Source organism: Neptuniibacter sp. QD29_5 (assembly GCF_047778125.1).
GTDB lineage: Bacteria > Pseudomonadota > Gammaproteobacteria > Pseudomonadales > Balneatricaceae > Neptuniibacter.
In genome coordinates this window covers 1,836,631-1,857,581 of sequence record NZ_CP180556.1, presented here as the reverse complement: position 1 = coordinate 1,857,581, position 20,951 = coordinate 1,836,631, and the positions used below count along the sequence as shown (strand labels likewise).

The following is a 20,951-nucleotide window of genomic DNA, read 5'->3' as shown; positions in this document are numbered from 1 at the left end:
AAACGATAACGGTCTATAGAGTGTATTGATGAGTAGGGACATTTCTAATCTTCGAAAGTTCGTTTCCCCAGAAATAATATTTGGTTCGGGGGCAAGATACTCAGTGGCAAATTATGCAAAAAACTTTGGCGCCAGAAAGGTGTTGGTGGTTTCAGACCGAGGTATTCGAGAGGCTGGTTGGGTTAAGGAGATTTCCGATCTGCTTTTAATTGAAGAGATAGAACATGTTGTTTTTGATGATGTGTCAGCTAATCCTCGAGCCGAAGAGGTTATGAAGGGTGCTCAAGTTTACCAAGAGCACAATTGTAACGTTATAGTCGCTGTCGGTGGTGGAAGTCCTATGGATTGTGCTAAAGGCATCGGTATTGTCTGTGCCAATGGTAAGCATATTCTCGATTATGAAGGTATTGATACTATTCACTTTCCTATACCGCCTCTAATTTTTATACCGACTACTGCGGGTACTTCTGCTGATGTCTCTCAGTTTGCAATAATTTCTGATCCTGTTGATAAGGTTAAAATATCCATTGTTAGCAAGGCGGTAGTGCCGGACGTAGCATTGATCGATCCAGAAACGACCATGACAATGGACCCTTTTCTCAGTGCGTGTACTGGTATTGATGCCTTAGTTCATGCAATAGAGGCATTTGTGTCTACGGGTGCTGGGCCTTTAACTGACATGCATGCGCTTGATGCTATGCGTTTAATTAATGAAAGCATTGTTGCTTTAGTGGAGCAGCCGCAAGATATTTATCTGCGAGAGCAGGTGATGCTTGGCTCTATGAAAGCTGGGTTGGCTTTCTCTAATGCAATTTTAGGTGCGGTGCATGCCATGTCGCATAGTCTTGGTGGATATAAAGATCTGCCTCACGGGCTATGTAATGCAATCTTGTTAGAGCATGTTATTGATTTTAATTATTCTGAGGCAGAAGAGCGTTTTAAAGTTGTAGCTTCAACTATGGGGATTGAAACTAAAGGTCTTAATGCCAGTCAAATTCAGTTGGCTTTAAGGAATAAAGTTGTCCAATTAAAGCAAGATGTTGGACTGGATCAGAAATTAAAAGAAAATGGCGTCAATATCGTGGATATCCCTGTGTTATCTGATCATGCTTTACAGGATCCATGCATTCTTACCAATCCCCGTAAATCTAATAAACGAGATGTAGAAGTGGTGTATGAAGAAGCGCTTTAATAACCAAAGCCAAACAGTAGAAAGTCTAATTGGTTTAGGGAACCACTCTTCTCGAAAAAACTATCATTCTGAATTAGTTACTAAAATTGATGAACTTGAGCGTGAAAAGAACCGCTATAAGTGGCTATTTGAAAATGCTTTGCATGGGATTTTTCAGGCAAAATTAGATGAAGGGATAATATCTGCTAACCCTGCAATGGTTAAGTTATGCGGATATGATTCTGAAGATCGCTTCCTTCAAAGAATAACTCAGTTGGATTCTCTTCTTTTCTGTTGTGCTGACGCCTATTCTGATTTTCGTTATCAACTCGCCCAATATGGCAGAGTTTTTAACTTTGAAACACTGTTTCTCAAAGAGGATGGGCAGTGTATCCATGTTTCAGTGAGTGCGTTATCTAAAGATCCTGATGGAAATGGGCCCATTATTGAGGGGTTTGTTAAAGATATAACTGCTCGAATAAAGTCCCAAGACAGATTAAAGCAGTTAAATGAAGAGCTCGAGGATAGAGTGCTTCATCGAACTCAGGAGCTGGTGTCTCTAAATGATAAGCTTATTCAAGAAATTTCTGAGCGCGAACAAATTCAAAAAGAACTAAAAATTGCCAAAGACCTCGCAGAGGAAGCCAATAAAAGTAAGGATAAATACCTTGCTGCAGCGAGTCATGATCTATTGCAGCCCATGAATGCGGCTAGATTACTCATAGCTGCCTTACGAGAGCGTTCTCTGCAAACTCAAGATGCTCATCTTGTAGAGAGAGTTCACTTGGCTCTGGAAAATGCTGAAGACCTTCTAACGGATCTATTGGATATTTCTAAGCTTGATCAGAATGCAGTACAGCCAGATATATCTGATTTCCGTATCAATCAGTTATTACTGTCGATGGTAAATGAGTTCCAGACTATAGCAGAGAATAAAAACATTAGGTTAAAGCTTGCTGAATGTTCAGCTGCGGTTACTAGTGATTCTCGACTATTGTTGAGAATTATCAGGAACTTTATCAGTAACGCAATCCGTTATACAAATGAGGGCTCTGTTCTTGTGGGCTGTCGCCGCAAGGGGGCAGTACTGAGTATACAGGTTTGGGATACTGGTTTAGGTATCCCTGAAGAAAAGCAGCGGCTGGTTTTTAAAGAGTTTCAGCAGTTAGAAAATAAATCAGCTAAAGATCGTCAGGGTGTAGGCTTAGGGCTTGCAATAGTTGAGCGTATTGCGCAGATGCTTGGGCATAGGTTAGTTGTGAAGTCTGTGCCTGATAAAGGCTCCATGTTTGCTATTGAGGTCCCCTTGGTAGAGCGTCTTTCGATTGAAGCTCCGAAAAAACAGATAAGCCAGTTTGGTGGCGATCAATTATCGAATCTTGTTGTTCTAGTGATAGATAATGAGGAGAGCATTCAGGCCAGCATGGAAGCATTGCTTACTCAGTGGGGTTGTTTCGTTATTATTGCGTCGAGCATGAGTGAGGCCATAGAAAAATGTGCTGATGAGTACATAGTGCCTGAATTGATTCTCGCAGATTATCACTTGGACTTTGACTTATTTGGAACAGATGCGATTGATGGGCTGCGAGAACATTTTGGCTTGGATATTCCGGCGGTTATCTTAACGGCTGATAGAAGTAGTGAGTGTCGTCAGCTTTTTGAGAACAAAGGATTGTCTATGATTAATAAGCCGGTTAAGCCAGGTAAACTAAGGGCTTTAATTACTCATTTGGTTTGTTGAAGAGTCTTGGTCTTGAGTTATATATAAAAAGGGGTCGCAAGTAGTATTTGTCGATTCATCCTCAAGACCTAGAATGAAATGATTAAGCTTTTCCCGAGGATAGACCATTGACTCAGGACCCCGCGTTTCTGCTCGCTGCATCATTTAGTTCTGATCCTATCACTGCTGCACATGATCTCTTGTCGCAGCTTGATTCTCCAGATATCAGTTTTATAACGTTTTTTTGTTCTGCAGAGTATCCGCTCAAAGAGCTTGCTTCAGCACTTAATCAAGCTTTTCCTACAACGGAAATCGTAGGTTGCACCACTGCTGGTGAAATTACTCCTGACGGCTATGGCCAGGGTTGTATCACAGCAATCGGATTTAAACAGTCTGGTTTTGCGGTTGAAGCTGCATCTATCGAGTGTCTTGATGACTTCAGTCTGACTGATGCTCAGATGTTAGTTGATCAGCTGATTTCTGGTTGTCGTCATCATGAGATTGCACCGATCAAAGGTAATACATTTGCTTTGACTTTGCTTGATGGTTTATCTATTCAGGAAGAAAACGTCCTTGTTACCCTAAATTCGGCACTGGGTAGTATTCCAAACTTTGGTGGCTCGGCAGGAGATGATATTCATCTCGCTAAAACCCACGTGTTCTACAATGGTGAATTTCATACCGATGCTGCTGTAGTCATGCTGGTAAATACCATCTACGACTTTGAAGTATTTAGCACTCATCATATGAACCACCGTAACGACAAACTGGTTGTTACAGAAGCGGACGCTGACAGTCGATGTGTATACGAGATAAATGCTGAACCTGCAGCATTGGAATATGCAAGGGCTATTGGGGTTGCGGTCGAAGACTTGAATCATGAGGTTTTCGCGCTAAATCCTATTGCTGTAAAACTTGGCGAAGAGTATTTCGTGCGTTCTATCCAGCAGGTTAACGATGATCTCAGCATGAAATTTTATTGTGCGGTTGAAAATGGCATTGTGTTAACGGTCATGAAACCCGGAGATATGGCTGCTGATCTGATCAGTAAGCTTGAAGTAATTGAAGAAAAAATTGGTGAGCCGCAGTTAATCATTGGTTGTGACTGTTTCTTGCGTCGTTTAGAGAGTGAGCTAAGAGGTAACTCTGAACAAATATCTGATTTACTTCGTCAAAATAAAGTTATTGGATTTAATACCTATGGAGAGCAAAAAGAGGGGATGCATATTAATCAGACCTTCACTGCAGTGGCCATCGGGAGAAATCTAAATGTCTGATCAGGCTTTACAAGATCGCATTGCAGAACTCGAAGAAGAAAACCGCAAGCTACGTAAAATAAACTCTGTTTTGGTTCAACGAGTTGAGTCTGGAGGCGGGCAAAGCGCAAATCCTTATTCAGCTTTTGAGCACTCTGTAGTGCTTGCCGAGCAGGTGAGGGAGAGAACAGAGGCGCTAAACCGAGTGCTTTCTGAACTGAAAATAAGTCACAGAGCGCTTAAGTTAGCTAATAATCAAGCGGCATTGGCTAACCAGCGATTGGTTGATGCAATAGAAAGTATTTCAGATGCGTTTGTTCTATTTGATCAAGATAGAAAGATTGTTCTTTTTAACAGTAAGTTTAGTAGTGTTTGGGCATCAACGGGTTTAACCATTCAGACAGGTACCACCATTCAGGATATTGGGCGCCTAGCTCGTGAAAGCGGTCTGATTGATGAAGAATATCCTGATACCAATACGGGCAGTAAGGTCTATCGTTTAAACGATGGTCGCTGGGTTCAGATGTCAGAAAGGCCGACACAGGATGGTGGTCTAGTAATTCTTTATACTGACATCACGGCACTGAAAGAACGAGAAACAGCTGATAAAGAACATGCCTTAGCTCAGAAAACTAAGTTGCTTCAAAATACTGTAGATAACCTTTCACAAGGTGTTGTGCTGGTTACACCGGAAGGTCGTGTTGAACTTTGGAATGATCGATTCCTTGATCTTACGGGCGTGGAGCAAGAGCAGGTACAGACTTATCCTCCATTTGCAGCACTCATGCTTGATAATCATTCGATTCTTCAGCATGCGCTAACAGCTGCTCAGCAAGGTGAAGTGTTAGCATCTGAGCAAAGAGGTGATAAAGGCCAGGTCATTGAGGTCCGAACACACCCAATGCCTCAAGGCGGTTTTGTAAATACATATACAGATATTACTGAGCGTCATCGATATGCTGAGTCTCTTCGTCAAAATGAGCAGTGGATCCGCTTAATTACGGATAACGTCCCGGCGTTGATTGCTTATCTCGACCAGGATTTGAATTACGGTTTTGCAAATAAGGTTTACAGCGAGTGGTTTGGTCGTGCTGATGGTGAATTAAATGGTCAAAGTATTCATGATGTGTATTCACCGGATGAATACGAACGCTTAAATCCATATGTAGAAAAAGCCTTGTCGGGCCGTAATGTAACTTTCGAAACTTGGCAGACGAATTCGCGCGGTGAAGAGCGGTATATGCTGAAATCATATGTCGCCAATATAGATAAAGACGGAAATCCTAATGGTTTCTTCGTCATGATTCGAGATATAACCGAGCGACGTCGATCAGCAGAAGCACTAGAGTTATCGCACCAGTTGCTTGAGCAAAGGGTAGAGGAGCGTACATCTGAGCTAACAGAGCTAAACGAACAGCTACGGTCTGAAATTACTGAACGTGTTCAGGTTGAATCGCGTCTACTAGATGCAAAGATGGAAGCAGAGCAAGCCAATCTTTCTAAAACTAAGTTCTTGGCTGCTGTAAGTCATGATTTGCTTCAGCCGTTGAATGCAGCTCGATTATTCTCAGGAGCTTTGGCTGAAAAAATTGAAGATCCTAAGAACTGTTCTTTGGCGCAATCGGTTTCAAACTCTTTGGATGATGTGGAATCCTTACTTCGTACCTTGGTTGATATTTCTAAGCTTGATGCCGGTGTAGTGAAAGCGGATGTGATTACCTTTAATCTGCAAAGTTTGTTCGATACTTTGGCGCCTGAGTTTCAGCAGTTGGCGAATGCTGAGGGAATAGATTTCCGTTATGTAAAAAGTGGGGTGGTTATTAAGTCGGACTCCCAGCTATTAGCGCGCATTCTGCGTAACTTTCTAACAAATGCTATTCGTTATACCAAAGAGGGTAAGATTCTACTTGGTTGTAGGCATGAAGCTGATTCGGTTTGGATTGAAGTTTACGATACAGGTCCAGGTATACCTTCAAATAAACTTGAAGAGATCTTCCAGGAATTTAAACGGCTTCAGTCCGATCAGCCTGGTCAGGAGAAAGGTTTAGGCTTGGGTCTTGCAATAGTAGATAAAATTTCTCGAGTATTGGGTCATGATATTCGCGTGGATTCTGTTGAAGGTAAAGGCTCCGTATTTGGAGTAAAAGTGCCTAAAGGTGTTCCTCTGGCGCCTGCTGAGGTTACTGGTCCACACATTCCGATGATAACTGAGCGCCTCTCTGGGGCTTGTATCTGGTTGATTGATAATGATGAATCTATCTGTAAAGGGATGGAGATTTTATTGTCGGGCTGGGGGTGTCATGTTGTGACGGCGTTGTCATTTGATGATTTGGCGCAAAAGGTTGATTTTGAGGAAGACCCTGTAGATCTATTAATTGCTGATTATCATCTTGATAATGATGAAACAGGCATTGATGCGGCCAAAACGGTAACGGAGCGGGTGGATAATGATCTGCCTGTGCTAATGATCACTGCCAACTACAGTAAGGAGCTGAACCAAGAGATCCGAGATCTTGGTTTTATTCTAGTAAATAAGCCAATTAAGCCGCTAAAGCTAAAAACTACTTTGATACACCTCTTAGAGCAGCAGGTCGCTTAGACCTGCAAGCATTCCCTCTAAGCAAGTCCGGCTAAATCCCTTTTCTCGATATTCTTAAGTCTTGCACAATAGTAATTAAAGAAGTGGCTTAGATGTGTGCCTTTTTGATGTAGAAACGAAGTGGTAGGGAAAAGAGGGGTGACTGGAGTCAGTCACCCAATAGTTTGGATCTTAGCGCTTAAGGTATTCGTTAAAGTCGATGTTGCCGGCAGATAGTACTGCCTGAATACGGTTGTGAACGCCAAGCTTGCGTAGAATTGCAGATACGTGCGCTTTTACCGTCGTTTCCGCGATGTTTAGGTTGTAAGCGATCTGCTTGTTTGATTCACCTTTAGACATTCGCTCTAATACAAGTAGCTGGCGACGTGTCAAAGATGAAAGAAGTTCTGGTGGAATCTGGTTTTCGTCTTTGCGTTGAGTGCGGCGGCTATCAGGCTGGCTCGCGCGGATAATATCTGAAGGAAGATATACGTTACCGGCAAGAATCTGCTGAAGTGCTTCAGTCATTTGATCACGAGGAGAAGACTTAGTGATAAAGCCGACAGCACCATAGGTGATGGCTTGAAGTACGATTTGTTTGTCTTCTTCAGCGGATACGATTACGACAGGTACTGTAGGTAGGTCGTTACGCAAAGTGATCAAACCGTTAAGGCCGTTCATGCCAGGCATGTTTAGGTCTAGCAGGATAAGATCAAGCTCTTCCTCATTTTGAGCGATTGTAAGCGCACTATCCAGATCTTCCGTTTCCAGTGTCTGGCAGCCAGTAAAGCTGTTTTCGATAACATTGATGATAGCTTCACGGAACAGCGGATGATCATCCGCGATCAGGATCTTGTACACGACAATATCTCCAATTTCATTATATTTATTATGAGCTTATATTCTCATCCTGAGCTTGTCTCTATCTTACTCCGTGTAAGACTTTAATGCTTGGTAAAAATTAATGTTTCTTTAGTGTAAAGGGTTCAGGGCTGGCAATACTGGTTTCTAAATCGTGTTCAATCCAGCCATCAGAGCCATTTCTATACCACAGCAGATTAGTGTAACCCCATTCAGAAGCTCGTTTCAGAGCATTCCATGACATCCAGCAATCGGCCCGACAGTATATAATTACTGGGAGGCTTTTGTCGCCGGTTGTTAAGCGCTCTAGATTCGATTGGAAATATTCTGACCAGTCGTCATCTAATTCGCCTAAGCCTACGTTAGGAAGCCATACACTACCAGGTATATGGAGTCTGGGTTCCTTTTTAATGAAAACTCGATTCCAAGGGATGGGTTGCACATCTACTAAAATGGGCTTATTTCCTGTTTCTAGTAGGTGGATTACATCTTCTGTTGAAAGTGTTTTCCCGTGTAGGCTTTTTAATGGTGTAGGGCTGCGATAATGAAACAATCGGTAACCTTCTGCTGAAAACAGCTCAAAATCTGTTGTATCAGCATAATCGCTTTTGTCGTCTGCAAAGCCAGTATTTATGAGTAATAGAGCGCATAAATACATTGCGATTTTAAGGTGCCAGATGGTGCTTTCCTTACTATCTCTCTACATGCATATTACACCCTGCGAAAGTGTGGGTCTAAATTCTACCATCGAGCAAAAAAACAGGTACGAAAGTACTATGTTTGCTCACAGCATAGAGGCTTATTTTAAGTTTCTCTATTGTCCCGCTAATTTGTTGTATATGGGAGTTTTATGTTTTTTGTTCGTAATATGTTGTTTTTATTGGTTTTAATTCCGTCTTTTGTATGGAGCGGTGCAGAGAAGCCTCAAATTAAAGTGGCTGTTTTAGCTTCAGGCACCGTTAATTGGGAGTTGCAGCACTTAAAGAATCAAAAATTAGATAAGCTTAATGATTTCGATCTTAAAATCATTAAAGTGGCGAGTATGTCCGCTGCAAAAGTTGCGCTGACTAGCGGAAATGCTGATGTGATTGTTGCTGATTGGTTATGGGCAGCGGAGAGAAACAGTAAGGGCGAATCTTTTAGATTTATTCCGTTCTCTAAGCAGGTTGGGATGGTTATGAAGCCTGCATCTAGTCAGTTGTCTGATCTTTCGGAGCTTAAAGGTAAAAGAATAGGTGTTGCTGGTGGGCCTTTGAATAAGGGTTGGATTTTACTAAGGGCAGCAGCACAAAAACATGGGCTTAATCTCGAGGCGGATGCACAGGTTCAGTTTGGCTCGCCACCTTTATTAAGTCAGTCACTAAAAAGTGGTCGTCTAGATCTGTTAGTCACGTTTTGGCATTACGGGGCGAGGCTTGAGACTGAAGGTTATAAAACTGTCATTAGTCTGCAAGATATGATGGCAGAGTTGGGTATGAGTAGTCAGTTGCCTATGCTTGGCTATCTAGTAAAGCAAGATCAAGTGGATAGCAATCCTGAGTTGATAAATAGCTTTGTAGATGCAGTAATGGCAGCTAAGAACCAATTGCTGAATGAGGATGATCATTGGCTAGGTCTTCGTAAACTAATGAGGGCTGAGAATGACCAGGTTTTTAATGCACTTATTACTGGGTATCGCAATGGCATCCCTAGTCCTATAACAGCTGATCAGATCGATGATGCGAAGGTATTCTATAAGTTGATTACTCAATTCAAACCATCGCTTAAAGGTGCTGAGCTGAACGAAGATATGTTTTATAAGGCAGGTCTATGAGTTCAGCGGGCAATATAAGTCGTTTGAGTGACCAGCTGTTAGCTATATTTGTTCTCTTGGCTGTATGGTGGGGCAGTGCGGCGTTCGTTAATAACGTATTGCTTCCTACACCTGGTGAGGTGTTTAGCGCCTTGCAAGTTGAGTGGTCCGAGCAAAGGCTGTTGGATAGTTTGCTGATTACTTTGCAGCGAGTTGCGATTAGTTTCTTCTGCGCCATGTTACTTGGCGGTCTACTCGGTGTTCTGATGGGGAAATTTTCCACAGTAAACAGAATATTAGACCCTCTATTAATTATTCTTCTGAATGTCCCAGCGCTAGTTGTAATTATCTTGCTTTATATCTGGTTTGGTTTGGTTGAGGCAGCAGCAGTCGGTGCGGTAATCATCAATAAATTACCCAATGTCGCTGTGACCCTGCGCGAAGGTGGTCGCATGTTTGATGAGCAGCTGGAGGAGATGGCCAGAGCCTATCATTTCTCTTTCAAGCAAAAGCTTACAGAATTATGGTGGCCGCAACTGTTTCCTTACATCATGGTCGCGACGCGTAGTGGTTTGGCATTGATATGGAAGATCGTTTTAGTCGTAGAATTGTTGGGGCGCTCTGATGGGGTCGGCTTTCAACTTCATATGGCCTTTCAGCTTTTTGATGTAGCAACAATCCTTGCTTACAGTTTTGCCTTTATCTTTATTGTTCAATTGATTGAGTGGTGTATTTTGCAGCCTTTAGATCGGTATGCTCAGCGCTGGCAGCGAGGTTCAGAACGTGTATAAATTTGCATCTGATAAGATTTGCTACGGCGACGAAATCATTCTTCAACCTATAGAGCTTGAATTAAAGGCAGGCTCAACTATTGCCATTTTAGGCGCTTCCGGCTGTGGTAAAACTACATTACTAAACAAGCTAGCCGGCTTGGCTGAAAATGAGATTCATTGCTGGAATAAAGAAAGCATAGATATAGGTTATCTATTTCAAGAGCCAAGGTTGCTTCCTTGGAGAACGATTAATCAGAATTTAGCCCTAATTGAGCCTAATTCAGAAAAGGTCGAAGCAATGCTGCAGGCCGTAAAATTATCTGGATATGGGGATCATTATCCTTCACAGATATCATTAGGTATGGCGAGGCGCGTGTCTTTAGCGCGTTGCTTATTGCTTGATCCCGAAATGGTGTTGATGGACGAGCCGTTAACCTCGTTAGATATGAGTACGGGAGAAGAGATGAGGGAATTGATCTCCCATTTGGTTTGCGAAAATCCAAAGCGTTGTATGATCTATGTAACGCATGATCTGGATGAAGCGTTAGCTTTGGCTGATGAGGTGGTTGTGTTAAAGGGGCGTCCTGCCACGGTTTATCTTCATAAAAGTACGAGTGAGTTAAATCGAGCAGAACTCGAATCAGCGTTGAAGGCATAAAAAAGCCTCTCTTCATAGAAGAGAGGCTTTTTGCTTTAAACTGTTCGGCTTATTCTAGCGACCGGCCTTCTGAGGTTTAAATCCAGTAACCGCAAAAGCAGTAAAAAACGCTGTAGCAAATGCTGTAATGCCTAATGCTTCAAGGTTTAGTTGCATGTAAAGTGCATAGCGGACTAGTTCAACTGCATGGGTAAACGGATTTGCCATGCAGATCCAATAGAGCCATTCACTTGATTCCTGCATCTTCCAAAGCGGATAGAGTGCAGAAGAAAGGAAGAACATTGGGAAGATAACGAAGTTCATTACCCCCGCAAAATTCTCAAGCTGTTTGATCTTAGTCGAAAGGAATAATCCAAGAGAGCTTAGTAAAAGTGCAACTAGCAGTAATGCTGGTAAGACTGTTATGTAACCCATTAACGGCGGCTCTACCTCAACCAATAATGCCACTAATAAGAAAGCATAAACCTGCGTAAGCGAGATCAAAGCCGTCGCGACCATTTTACAGAGCAGTAAGTATGGGCGTGGAAGGGGGCTCATTAACAGTACTCGCATGCTTCCCATTTCACGGTCATAAACCATAGATAAACTGCTTTGCATGCCGTTAAACAACAATATCATGCAGCACAAGCCAGGTGCTATGTAAGTCTCATAGGTGATATAGGTATCGTACGGTTGGATAATTGAGATACCTAACGCTGCTCTGAAGCCTGCTGCAAATACCACTAGCCAAAGTAGTGGCCTAACTAGAGAACTTAGGAATCTAGAGCGCTGTTGTACGAATCGCAGAAACTCACGAACCAGAATGCCATAAAAACAGTTCCAATAACTGGCAAAGCTCATAGAGCCTCCTTAGCTGGCTTTTCAGTTAACTGGTGGAAAGCGTCAGTGAAATTGTCCAAGCCTGATTGATTCAGCATCTCATATGCTTTGTCATTAATCATTATCTGGCCTTTGTTGAGTAAGACGATGTGGTCTGTTTCCTTGATCTCTTCCATTAGGTGGGTGGCCCAGAGCACTGTTAGCTTTTCGTCTGTACAAAGGTTACGGACATGGGTGTTAAGTGCTCTGCGGGTTTGAGGGTCAAGACCTACAGTTGGCTCGTCTAATAAAAGTATTTCTGGTTGGTGAAGGAGTGCGCGTGCTATCTCGACACGGCGTCTGTGGCCGCCGTTAAGGCTTCGGACCTTGTCATTGGTCCTATCTGACATTTCCATTCGTTCTAGCTCAAGTTTGATCCTATCGCTAGCCTGGGCTTTTGATATGCCATGCAATGCAGCGTGGTATAAAAGATTTTGCTGAACCGTAAGATCTAAATCTAGGGTGCTTTGCTGAAACACAACGCCTAGTTTTTTCATTAGGCTAGAAGGTTGCTTCTTGATGCTAAGCTCATTAATACGAATATCGCCGGTTTGCATGGCATTTAGACGAGTAATTAAAGCGAATAGTGTCGATTTGCCTGCACCATTAGGTCCCAAAAGGCCATGGAACTCCCCAGGTTCTAGCGAAAAGCTAATATCCTTTAGCGCCTGTCTAGGGCCGTAGCTGAAACTTACGGATTCTACATGGATACTCATTGCTGAATCTCTTTGCTGTATAAACAAAATTGGCCCACAAAGTGGGCCTTATATGTTTGATAGGGTGGGTAAACTACTATGGTTTAACTTTTACGCCCCATGGGTAGCGGCCTACCTTGATGCTTTTTACAGCTTTCATTTTGCTAACATCAATAACAGATACATCGCCGCTAATGCCGTTGGTCGTTAGGAGCTTAGTTTGATCTTCGTTGAAGTCCATGTGCCAAACACGTCGACCAACTAGGATATAGTCTTCAACTTCATAGGTTTTAGCGTTTACAACTGCAACGTGGTTAGCTGGGCCAAGCGCTACGAATGCATATTTACCATCATCAGATAGGCGGATGCCTACAGGCTGAACTCGGTCAGGGTGAACGCCTTTGATTTCAAATGTAAGCTTTTTAAAGATCTTGCGTGTTTCTACATCGATAACAGAAACTGTACCGCCAATCTCAGAACTCGCCCATAGGATCTTGCTATCGGTGCTGAATTCAACATGACGTGGACGCTGATCTACAAGTGTATTGTCAATAAGCTCGTAAGTTGTGGTATCGATCCAGTGAACCATGTTGGTTGTTTCGCTGGTATTAACTGCAACTTTACCATCTGGGCTTACTGCCATACCTTCAGGTTCTACACCAACGTCGATTTGAGCCAAAACTTCGCTTGTTTGGGTGTCAACGATTGTTACCAGTGCATCGTCTTCGTTGGAGATGTATAGGTGGCGATCGTTAGGATGAAGTGCGAATTGCTCTGGATCTTCACCAGAAGGGAGTTCGCCAATAATCTTTTTGGTTGCTAGGTCCATAATCTGCACGGTATCTGAATCAGATGCGCAGATGTAAAGCTTTGAGTAATCTTTTGAGAATAAAATACCGCGAGGGCGCTCACCGACATTTAGAGTCTCAATAACTTCCATGCTATCTAGGTCAATGATGGAGATTGTGTCATCTTTCTCGTTCGATACATAAGCTACCTCGGCATGCAGTAGTGGTGAGGCAATCAAAATACCTGCAGCAAGGGGTTTTAATAACTTTTTAAAATTCATAACTACTCCAATTATTATTTGCTGCATTTAACTTCGGCTTTATCAAAGCCCAAAGTATCAAGTTCGTTAACAGGGTGAAGGAATCCATCCTGTGGGGATTGTGATACAAGAGAGCGCGGATGGACAAGAGGAATTGGTTGTCTTAACTGACCATTCCACTCTCTATAGTTAAGTTTTCTGCCTTTAAAGCCAGCTAACTCGAATTTACCAGAGCGGATATATTCGTAAGCAACCTTAGGGTCGGCTGAACTAGTACGTGTTACTGCTTCACCCACGCTTCGTACGGCAGCCCAGGCAGCATAATCTTCATCGGTCATCCAACGGTTGGCTAACTTGTCGAATCGGCTTTGCAGTTGGGCTGCGCCCCATTGCTCTACAACGCGATGCCATGTGACTGGTGATAGACCTTGTGTACCAACTACAGGTCTTGGCAGCCAAGTGTTATATAAAACGTATTCACCAAAATCGCCACGCTCATCAGCTACAAAGACGACATCGTACTCTTTAGTTTGTGTGAAAAGAGGCATTTCACTCTGAGCTGTACGGCGTAAATCGGTATCGTAATCCCACTGTTTTTCGGCAACTATCTTAATACCGAAACGCTTTGCAGCACGTTTAAATGCTTGGGTATACGCTTTGTCCTCATCCTTCTGTCCTGAAATGATAAGTACTTTGTTTAAGCGTTTTGCTTTCAGCCATTGCGCAAGCGCATCCGTCAGCATTGCTCGGCTAGGTAGGGTATGAAGTAGTGAATTGTTGCACTCTTTACTTCTGAGTTGATCAGAAGGTGAGCCGGAGTTAAATACTACAGCATCATCAGGAAGTGCTTTGTCGATATCTTTTAGGGTTTGGCTTTGGGCGTTGATAACAAAAAAACGGATACCTTGAGCATAGAGATCAGAGGCCCTGCTGATAAGTTCTTCAGGGCTTTCTGATTCGAATTGTTGCAGTGAATATTTATGTTTTAGGAATCGGCCGGTCGTGTTGTTGTCGTTAATGCCGAGTTCGGCACCTTTTAGGCCAGAATCTTCAGGATCGGGAATTATGTTGGATAAGACTGGGCCATTATCCATTTGTTGCTGAAGATATCCTATGTTTACTTCAAGGTTTGCCTGAGCTTGTTGTGTCGTTGCTAAAAGCGCGGCAAGTACCGTCATGCTGGGCGTTAGTTGTTTTAAGTGCATAAGATGAAGTTATCGTTATTATGATTTATGCCCAGCATAAGTGGGATTTCGTGAACTCGGAATATGTAGAAAGTAGAAAACATTTAATACTGAAGTAGGATTCTTTTACCCAGTTCGGCCTTTAGCATTAAGTGCATAAATAATAAGTAATTTAAACCAAGGGTGAATTATGAACTTAATCAAGAATCTTGCTGCGTGTGGCCTTGCTTCAGTAGTAGCTATTACGAGTACCGCGGCTGTCGCTGAAGGTGATTTAACGCGCAGACCTGCAAAGCTTCCTGATCTGGTTCTAGGAACCGAAGATAATCGCTACCACCTGTCTGAAAAGGAATATAACCTTGAAACAGGCAAGTCTTATAAATTAAAGATTATCTCTAGCGGTCAAACTGAATACGCGTTAAAAGCGCCTGGTCTTTTTAATTCAATCTTCTTGCGTAAAGTTGAAGCAGGGGATATGGAAATTAAAGCGGCTACGCTTAAAGAGCTTGAATTTGAACAGGAAGGCGAAGCTGAAATCTACTTCGTGCCAATTAAGCCAGGTAAATTTGAATTCTTCGCTGAAGGCCTAGAGCACAAAGGAATGGAAGGCGTTTTTAACGTTAAATAAGATTTCTTTCCTTAAGCCTGAGTGCTGCTGGTTATTTAGTATTCAGGCTTTTCCTTTCTTTATCTCTATTCTTTCTTTTGATCGTTGCTAAGATGTAAACAATTACTACTTTAGGTGGTAAGATTGTCCCGCAGGTTTATATCTTGGAGTATCGATGAAAATCCTAATTACTGATGATCATTCTGTTGTACGTCAGGGGTACGCTAGTGTTTTGCCAACCGTTATTCAGCCTTGTGAAATTATTGAGGCGGCTAGTGGTGAAGAATCGGAAGCTTTGTACTTTGCTGAAAAACCAGATTTAGTGATCATGGATATCAACCTGCCTGGTATTAGTGGCATAGAAGCAGCCACTCGAATCTTGGATAAAGACCGTGATGCTAAAATCCTTTTTTTTAGCATGTACGACGAAGCTTTGATGGTTAAGCAGGCGTTAGATGCCGGAGCTATGGGCTATATCACTAAGTCTGGCTCTCCTAAAACACTTATTGAGGCTGTAGAAAAGATAAGAGAGGGTGAGGTCTTTATTGAGTATGACTTGATTATGAAGTTGGCTTTAAATAATCAAGATATCACGGAAGGTAGGCTTCGAGATTTAACGCAAAGAGAGTTTGAAGTATTTGTCATGTTGGCTCGTGGGCAAAGCAATCGAACAATCGCTGATACACTTGGAATTAATGTTAAAACAGTCTCAAATTACGTCACCACGATTAAAAGCAAATTGAAGATTGCGTCTACCGCAGAGCTTGTTCATTTGGCAGTTGATGCTGGTGTGATTAAGTTCGCCCCATAATCCATTTTGTTCCCCATGGGTTGAAATGAGTACTTAAGTAGTACTTTGTTTCGGCCCTTGGAGGGATTCTTACCAATAGGGACTCATTAGCATACTTAGAAGATTCTCTAATTTTGTTAGAGATATCAGTATAGGTGTACATATGAATGCAGTCCTGCGCTTAAATTTACTAGTTTCAGCAGTTTTTGCTGTAGCGTTATCGATCACGATTTATGAAACGCTTCAGCAAGCTACCAAAGATATTGCTCGAGAAGTCACTGCTGGACTTAGCTTTACTCATCAGTTACTCAGTGTTGCTGTCACTGACAGCGATTTGCTTGATAGTATGCTCGAAGGAGAGACTCGCCACGTAAAGATCATCCTTGTTGATGATTCCTTAAGTGGTGAGTTGGGTAGTGCGGATGATGACCTATCTTCAGACATGGATGATGAGGTTCCTGCTTGGTTTATGGAGTTAATACCAGGACTTGATCGGCTCACCGAAAAAGAATATTACCGTTACCTACCTGACGGTAGAGCGCTAAAGCTGCAAGCAGATCCTACCGATGAGGTTGAAGAAGTTTGGGAATCTGTACAGCACGTGTTTGTACTTTTTGTATTAAGTGCGTTGCTCTCTAATCTAGCAATTTACATTGGCGTTCGTCAGGGAATTAAGCCTGTATCAGATTTTCTTGCTGCTTTGAATGAAATTGAGAAGGGGCGTTATACTGCTCGGCTTGAAGAATATTCAATCAAAGAAATCAATCAGTTAGCAGGTCATTTTAATTCTATGGCTCATTCTCTTCAGGAGGTTCAGAGCGATAACTTAAAGCTGACCCATGAATTAATGCGCTTGCAAGAGACTGAGCGTGCACACCTTGCTAGAGAGCTTCATGATGATTTAGGTCAGTATCTGACGGGTATTAAAGCTCAGGCTTACTTAGTTAAAGAAAATTCAGCCAACACGGATCTAGTGGCTTCGGTGGGTAATCAAATATCGATCAACTGTGATGCGATGCAGACTAGTTTTAGGCAGCTGATCAGAGAGCTGCATCCGGTTATATTGGAACAGCTGGGCTTGTTGGATGCTATACGTACGCAGGTCGATACTTGGCGTCAATCACATCAGGTTAAAGTGTCGTTAGATCTGCCTGATTTTATTCCTTCGTTAGATGATGAAACTAATACGCATATCTATCGAATACTTCAGGAGTCTTTAAATAATGTGGCTCAGCATGCCCAGGCAGAGCATGTTTTGGTTAGGGTTGTTTTTGATGGTGAAACCCTTGTTATGCGGGTGATGGATGATGGTGTTGGGTATGTAGATTCTGGGTCTCAAGGATTGGGGCTTCGATCAATGCAAGAGCGAGCTCGTTGTGTGTCAGGTGAGCTAAAGATTAATAAGTTAGATAAAAAAGGGAGTGAAGTTGTTCTGCAAATCCCTTTAGTACAGGAATTGGTATGAAAATAATAATAGCGGATGATCATGCTGTAGTGCGTCAGGGTTATGCGAGTCTTTTATCGACAATGCTTGCTCCATGTGAAGTGTTAGAAGCTGGTAGTGGTGATCAGGCATATAGTATGTGTCAATCTGAAACCCCCGATGTAGTTATCATGGACGTAAACATGAATGGCATCAGTGGTATTGAGGCAACTCGTCGAATCTTACAGCGTTGTCCTGATGTCAAAATACTTTTCTTTAGTATGTATGATGAGATACCTGTAGTCACTCAGGCTTTGGATGCGGGCGCTAAGGGCTATATTACTAAAAGTTGTACGCCTGAGGTCTTGATTGAGGCGGTGACTAAGGTGGCTGGCGGGCAGCTTTATGTTGAGCATGAGTTGGCTATGCGTTTAGCGGTGTCTCGACCTGAGCAAAAGGATAAGCGCCTAAAAGAGATGACTCAGCGTGAGTTTGAGATCTTTGTTATGTTGGCACAAGGTAATAATGTAAAAGAGATTTCTGAGCAGCTTTGTATTAGTAGTAAGACAGTTTCTAATTATACCGCAATACTGAAAAGTAAGTTGAATATAGGTTCAACGGCAGAATTGGTACATCTGGCTATAGAGACCGGTCTAGTGAAGGTGGGAACTAATGTGAGCTAGCATTAGTTTGGTTATATAAAAGGCGCATGGAGCAAAGTTCGATGCGCCTTTTTTGTTGTTTAGATTTAATTCTTAGACCAACCAAATGGGCAGCCTTTGCAGCCGTCCATATAGGTTGCTTGGAATGTAGCGTAGTGCTTCCTAACGCCGGTGAAGTCAGCATTTTCTAAGGACGCGGCATTTAGCTTTGCTTCCTGTAGATTGGCATTTTTAAGGTTAGCACCTGTCAAAATAGCTTTTGTCATCCAGGCGATTTCTAGATTTGCAGCCTGAAGGTTAGCTTCTACGAATTTGGCGCTACTAAGACGAGAGAAATTTAAATTTGCGCCATGTAAATTTGCGCGATAAAAATTTGCGCCCTGCGCGAACAGTGCCCAGCCATTGATTGCTTCAAGATTGGCATGGCTAAGGTTTGAGCCTCGAACTGTTGCATGTCTCATATCCGCGCGAGCTAGATCTGCATTGGTTAGATCAGCTTTTTCCATCTTGGTATTTTTAAGAACGGCGTGACGAAGGATAGTACCGCTTAAGTTTGCGCCAGTTAGATCCGCTCTAGATAGATCTGCATTGCTTAGATCCGCACCCGACAAATCAGCCCCTGGGCATTTTGTATCTGGGGCAATGGTGCAGCCATTAATAACAAGATCTTCTGCAGTGGCAAGTTGGCTGGACAATAGGAGCGTAAGTAATATTGTTTTTTTCATATCTCTATCCTAAAAAGCCCGCAAGCATTGGGGAGCTCGCGGGCTTGGGTTACATCAAGTAGTAACTATTAATGCTTAGGTAGTTTGAATACCCAGAAAGAACCGCCCTGTGATACAGGCTTAGTTAGGTCGGCCATATCGCCACCCCATAGAGGTACCGCGCCGCCGTAACCGCTTGCTAGGCCGATGTACTGCTCACCATCTTCTTCCCAAGTGATAGGGGAGGATACGATGCCGGAGCCAGTCTGGAATTTCCAAAGCTCTTCACCTGTCTTGGCGTTGAATGCTTTGAAGTAACCGTCACCAGTACCAGTGAAAATTAGGTTGCCTTTAGTTGCAAGAACGCCAGACCATAGAGGTAGTTTCTCTTTGTGAGACCATACGATTTTGCCAGTCTTAGGGTCTACCGCACGAAGTACGCCTACGTGGTCGTCATACATTTTTCTGATACGGAAGCCTTGGCCTAGATAGGCAGCACCGCGTTTGTAGTGAACTTCTTCAGTCCAGTAGTCTTCTTTCCAGTGGTTGGCGCCAAGGTAGAATAGGCCAGTGTCTTGACTGTAAGCCATAGGGTTCCAGTTTTTGCCACCTAGGAAAGGAGGAGAAACTTCAACTGACTTACCTTTTTTCTTACCTGGCTCTGGTGGTGGTGGACGTTGGCCTTCAACTTCAACTGGACGGCCAGTCTTTGGATCAATATGTGTAGCCCAAGTGATATTATCTACAAATGGGAAGCCACGGATAAAGTCACCATTTTGACGGTCAACAACGTAGAAGAAGCCGTTACGGTCAGCGTGAGCTGTCGCTTTGATTGTCTTGCCTTTGTCTTGGTATTCGAAAAGAACAAGTTCGTTATTACCAGAGAAGTCCCAAGCATCGTTTGGAGTGTGCTGGTAGAACCACTTAACTTCACCAGTAGAAGGATCAACAGCAACCTGACCAGAAGTGTATAGGCTGTCGTAGTCAGCTGGGTTGCCGCCTGGAGAAGTACGAGCCCAACCATTCCAAGGTGCAGGGTTGCCAGCACCTACGATGATAGTGTTTGTTTCAACGTCGAAGCTAGCAGACTGCCATGGTGCACCACCACCGTGGCTCCATGCTTCAACTTTACCTGTTGGTGAGTTTGGATCATCAGGCCAAGATGGTGCTTTTGGATCACCTGTTGGAGTGCTCTTCTTGCCGTCTAGGCGACCGTAGTGGCCTTCAACGAATGGGCGCATCCAGATCTCTTCACCAGTCTTAGGATCACGAGCGTATAGTTTACCTACTACGCCGAACTCATCACCAGAAGAACCGTGGATAAGCATTGCTTTACCAGTTTTCTGATCTTTTATGATCGTAGGTGCACCAGTCATAGTGTAACCTTCAGTGTGATCAGCAAATTTCTTCTTCCAAACGCGCTTACCAGTTTTCTTGTCTAGAGCTACGATAGCTGCATCAAGAGTACCAAAGTAAACAAGATCGCCGAAGATTGCAGCGCCACGGTTAACTACGTCACAGCAAGGGCGGATGTCGTCTGGTAGACGGTAAGAGTAAGACCAGATTTTCTTACCCGTTTTCGCGTCAAGTGCAAACATACGAGAGTAAGAACCTGTTACATAGATGATGCCATCATGAACTAGTGCTTGAGTTTCTTGACCACGCTGTTTTTCATCACCAAAAGAGAAAGACCATGCAGGAGTCAGTTTCTTAACGTTTTTATCGTTAATCTCTGTCATGTCGCTCCAGCGCTGTGCTTTAGGTCCGATACCGTAACCTAGAACGTCTTCTGGAGTGTTCGCATCATTTTTGATGTCGTCCCAAGTAACTGGTTTAGCAGTAGCGGCGCCCGCTACTAAGCTAAGACCGATTGCAGCGCAAAGCGGCTTTAAGCCTGTCATGTTTATTTTTTTTGTCATTTTTATAAACCCTAGTGTTATAGGAAAGTCATAACTTGCGATTGAAATTCGCTGATAACCATTCTCGTCTTAAGGGTAGATATGCGACAACGGCAGGATTCCCTGTTAATCAGGGGTTAAGTCCTGTTTGTGCAGGATAAAATCCCGAGAGTCTTAGGGAGAAGTCACGTACTAATAAAGAGGAACTAGTGCTCAGGTATGGATAGATGGCGTACAAAATGCTACTTAGGTTGCAATCTGGGTCGACATTCC

Annotated in this window: 19 protein-coding genes; 11 read left to right on the top strand and 8 right to left on the bottom strand. The window is 43.0% G+C overall.

Going from position 1 to position 20,951, the window contains the following annotated elements; genetic code table 11:
• The first annotated feature begins 103 nt into the window (after positions 1-103).
• From ercA to ACMXYR_RS08655, 4 genes are all read left to right on the top strand, one after another.
• On the top strand, positions 104-1,192 hold the full coding sequence (gene ercA / locus ACMXYR_RS08670; protein ID WP_415901242.1) for an alcohol dehydrogenase-like regulatory protein ErcA: 1,089 nt from the start codon (positions 104-106) through the stop codon (positions 1,190-1,192).
• On the top strand, positions 1,176-2,912 hold the full coding sequence (locus ACMXYR_RS08665) for a NahK/ErcS family hybrid sensor histidine kinase/response regulator (RefSeq protein ID WP_415901241.1): 1,737 nt from the start codon (positions 1,176-1,178) through the stop codon (positions 2,910-2,912). Before ercA ends, ACMXYR_RS08665 begins: the two co-directional genes overlap by 17 nt.
• 107 nt (positions 2,913-3,019) lie before the next feature.
• Complete coding sequence (gene nosP, locus ACMXYR_RS08660) at positions 3,020-4,168, top strand: nitric oxide-sensing protein NosP (RefSeq protein ID WP_415901240.1); 1,149 nt, start codon at positions 3,020-3,022, stop codon at positions 4,166-4,168.
• Entirely contained in the window at positions 4,161-6,746 is a 2,586-nt protein-coding gene (locus tag ACMXYR_RS08655) for a NahK/ErcS family hybrid sensor histidine kinase/response regulator (RefSeq protein ID WP_415901239.1), read from the top strand. The genes nosP and ACMXYR_RS08655 overlap by 8 nt, the downstream gene beginning before the upstream one ends.
• A gap of 171 nt (positions 6,747-6,917) precedes the next feature.
• Here the strand turns inward: ACMXYR_RS08655 and ACMXYR_RS08650 are convergent, their stop codons facing one another.
• Positions 6,918-7,586 carry a response regulator gene (locus tag ACMXYR_RS08650; protein WP_415881377.1) on the bottom strand — a complete coding sequence of 223 codons (669 nt, stop codon included), beginning with the start codon at positions 7,584-7,586 and terminating at the stop codon, positions 6,918-6,920.
• A 100-nt stretch (positions 7,587-7,686) separates the two neighbouring features.
• Entirely contained in the window at positions 7,687-8,244 is a 558-nt protein-coding gene (locus tag ACMXYR_RS08645) for a rhodanese-like domain-containing protein (RefSeq protein WP_415901238.1), read from the bottom strand.
• Positions 8,245-8,436: 192 nt separating this feature from the next.
• Here ACMXYR_RS08645 and ACMXYR_RS08640 point away from each other — a divergent pair, with 192 nt between their 5' ends.
• Genes ACMXYR_RS08640 through ACMXYR_RS08630 form a run of 3 tightly spaced genes read left to right on the top strand, consistent with a single transcriptional unit; the run spans position 8,437 to position 10,809 of the window.
• A complete protein-coding gene (locus ACMXYR_RS08640; protein WP_415901237.1) occupies positions 8,437-9,399 on the top strand; it encodes an ABC transporter substrate-binding protein in 963 nt (320 codons plus the stop codon).
• Positions 9,396-10,169 (top strand): ABC transporter permease, encoded by a 774-nt coding sequence (locus ACMXYR_RS08635; RefSeq protein WP_415901236.1) that lies wholly within the window; start codon positions 9,396-9,398, stop codon positions 10,167-10,169. Before ACMXYR_RS08640 ends, ACMXYR_RS08635 begins: the two co-directional genes overlap by 4 nt.
• Positions 10,162-10,809 (top strand): ABC transporter ATP-binding protein, encoded by a 648-nt coding sequence (locus tag ACMXYR_RS08630; protein ID WP_415901235.1) that lies wholly within the window; start codon positions 10,162-10,164, stop codon positions 10,807-10,809. Before ACMXYR_RS08635 ends, ACMXYR_RS08630 begins: the two co-directional genes overlap by 8 nt.
• Before the next feature lie 54 nt (positions 10,810-10,863).
• On the opposite strand, the gene ACMXYR_RS08625 is transcribed toward ACMXYR_RS08630, so the two are convergent.
• The 4 genes from ACMXYR_RS08625 to ACMXYR_RS08610 all read right to left on the bottom strand — a co-directional run bounded on the left by ACMXYR_RS08625 (position 10,864) and on the right by ACMXYR_RS08610 (position 14,615).
• Positions 10,864-11,649 (bottom strand): ABC transporter permease, encoded by a 786-nt coding sequence (locus ACMXYR_RS08625; protein WP_415901234.1) that lies wholly within the window; start codon positions 11,647-11,649, stop codon positions 10,864-10,866.
• Positions 11,646-12,383: an ABC transporter ATP-binding protein gene (locus ACMXYR_RS08620; protein ID WP_415901233.1), complete on the bottom strand. Its 738-nt coding sequence runs from the start codon at positions 12,381-12,383 to the stop codon at positions 11,646-11,648. Before ACMXYR_RS08620 ends, ACMXYR_RS08625 begins: the two co-directional genes overlap by 4 nt.
• Positions 12,384-12,459: 76 nt before the next feature.
• Positions 12,460-13,431: a YVTN family beta-propeller repeat protein gene (locus ACMXYR_RS08615; RefSeq protein ID WP_415901232.1), complete on the bottom strand. Its 972-nt coding sequence runs from the start codon at positions 13,429-13,431 to the stop codon at positions 12,460-12,462.
• Between the two features lie 14 nt (positions 13,432-13,445).
• Positions 13,446-14,615, bottom strand: a complete 1,170-nt coding sequence (locus ACMXYR_RS08610; RefSeq protein WP_415901231.1) for an ABC transporter substrate-binding protein — start codon at positions 14,613-14,615, stop codon at positions 13,446-13,448.
• Positions 14,616-14,784: 169 nt separating this feature from the next.
• Between ACMXYR_RS08610 and ACMXYR_RS08605 the strand changes: the two genes are divergently transcribed.
• The 4 genes from ACMXYR_RS08605 (at position 14,785) to ACMXYR_RS08590 (ending at position 18,097) form a co-directional block, all read left to right on the top strand.
• Positions 14,785-15,222 carry a copper-binding protein gene (locus ACMXYR_RS08605; protein ID WP_415887974.1) on the top strand — a complete coding sequence of 146 codons (438 nt, stop codon included), beginning with the start codon at positions 14,785-14,787 and terminating at the stop codon, positions 15,220-15,222.
• 154 nt (positions 15,223-15,376) lie between these two features.
• On the top strand, positions 15,377-16,012 hold the full coding sequence (locus ACMXYR_RS08600) for a response regulator transcription factor (protein ID WP_415901230.1): 636 nt from the start codon (positions 15,377-15,379) through the stop codon (positions 16,010-16,012).
• 142 nt (positions 16,013-16,154) lie between these two features.
• Positions 16,155-17,456 (top strand): histidine kinase, encoded by a 1,302-nt coding sequence (locus ACMXYR_RS08595; protein WP_415901229.1) that lies wholly within the window; start codon positions 16,155-16,157, stop codon positions 17,454-17,456.
• On the top strand, positions 17,453-18,097 hold the full coding sequence (locus tag ACMXYR_RS08590) for a response regulator (RefSeq protein ID WP_415901228.1): 645 nt from the start codon (positions 17,453-17,455) through the stop codon (positions 18,095-18,097). Before ACMXYR_RS08595 ends, ACMXYR_RS08590 begins: the two co-directional genes overlap by 4 nt.
• A gap of 65 nt (positions 18,098-18,162) precedes the next feature.
• Here ACMXYR_RS08590 and ACMXYR_RS08585 read toward each other — a convergent pair whose 3' ends face one another.
• The gene (locus tag ACMXYR_RS08585; protein ID WP_415901227.1) at positions 18,163-18,801 is read right to left on the bottom strand and encodes a pentapeptide repeat-containing protein; all 639 of its coding nucleotides are present in this window, start codon (positions 18,799-18,801) and stop codon (positions 18,163-18,165) included.
• A gap of 68 nt (positions 18,802-18,869) precedes the next feature.
• The gene (locus ACMXYR_RS08580; RefSeq protein WP_415901226.1) at positions 18,870-20,699 is read right to left on the bottom strand and encodes a PQQ-dependent methanol/ethanol family dehydrogenase; all 1,830 of its coding nucleotides are present in this window, start codon (positions 20,697-20,699) and stop codon (positions 18,870-18,872) included.
• Positions 20,700-20,951 lie beyond the last annotated feature (252 nt).

Bases quoted from the DNA above. Each gene is read 5' to 3' on its own strand.
- ACMXYR_RS08640 (WP_415901237.1), top strand. From the start codon at position 8,437: ATGTTTTTTGTTCGTAATATGTTGTTTTTATTGGTTTTAATTCCGTCT.
- ACMXYR_RS08580 (WP_415901226.1), bottom strand. From the start codon at position 20,699: ATGACAAAAAAAATAAACATGACAGGCTTAAAGCCGCTTTGCGCTGCA.
- ACMXYR_RS08590 (WP_415901228.1), top strand. From the start codon at position 17,453: ATGAAAATAATAATAGCGGATGATCATGCTGTAGTGCGTCAGGGTTAT.
- ACMXYR_RS08620 (WP_415901233.1), bottom strand. From the start codon at position 12,383: ATGAGTATCCATGTAGAATCCGTAAGTTTCAGCTACGGCCCTAGACAG.
- ACMXYR_RS08585 (WP_415901227.1), bottom strand. From the start codon at position 18,801: ATGAAAAAAACAATATTACTTACGCTCCTATTGTCCAGCCAACTTGCC.
- ACMXYR_RS08645 (WP_415901238.1), bottom strand. From the start codon at position 8,244: ATGTATTTATGCGCTCTATTACTCATAAATACTGGCTTTGCAGACGAC.
- ACMXYR_RS08665 (WP_415901241.1), top strand. From the start codon at position 1,176: ATGAAGAAGCGCTTTAATAACCAAAGCCAAACAGTAGAAAGTCTAATT.
- ACMXYR_RS08625 (WP_415901234.1), bottom strand. From the start codon at position 11,649: ATGAGCTTTGCCAGTTATTGGAACTGTTTTTATGGCATTCTGGTTCGT.
- ACMXYR_RS08605 (WP_415887974.1), top strand. From the start codon at position 14,785: ATGAACTTAATCAAGAATCTTGCTGCGTGTGGCCTTGCTTCAGTAGTA.
- ACMXYR_RS08615 (WP_415901232.1), bottom strand. From the start codon at position 13,431: ATGAATTTTAAAAAGTTATTAAAACCCCTTGCTGCAGGTATTTTGATT.
- ACMXYR_RS08595 (WP_415901229.1), top strand. From the start codon at position 16,155: ATGAATGCAGTCCTGCGCTTAAATTTACTAGTTTCAGCAGTTTTTGCT.
- ACMXYR_RS08655 (WP_415901239.1), top strand. From the start codon at position 4,161: ATGTCTGATCAGGCTTTACAAGATCGCATTGCAGAACTCGAAGAAGAA.
- ACMXYR_RS08600 (WP_415901230.1), top strand. From the start codon at position 15,377: ATGAAAATCCTAATTACTGATGATCATTCTGTTGTACGTCAGGGGTAC.
- ACMXYR_RS08610 (WP_415901231.1), bottom strand. From the start codon at position 14,615: ATGCACTTAAAACAACTAACGCCCAGCATGACGGTACTTGCCGCGCTT.
- ACMXYR_RS08635 (WP_415901236.1), top strand. From the start codon at position 9,396: ATGAGTTCAGCGGGCAATATAAGTCGTTTGAGTGACCAGCTGTTAGCT.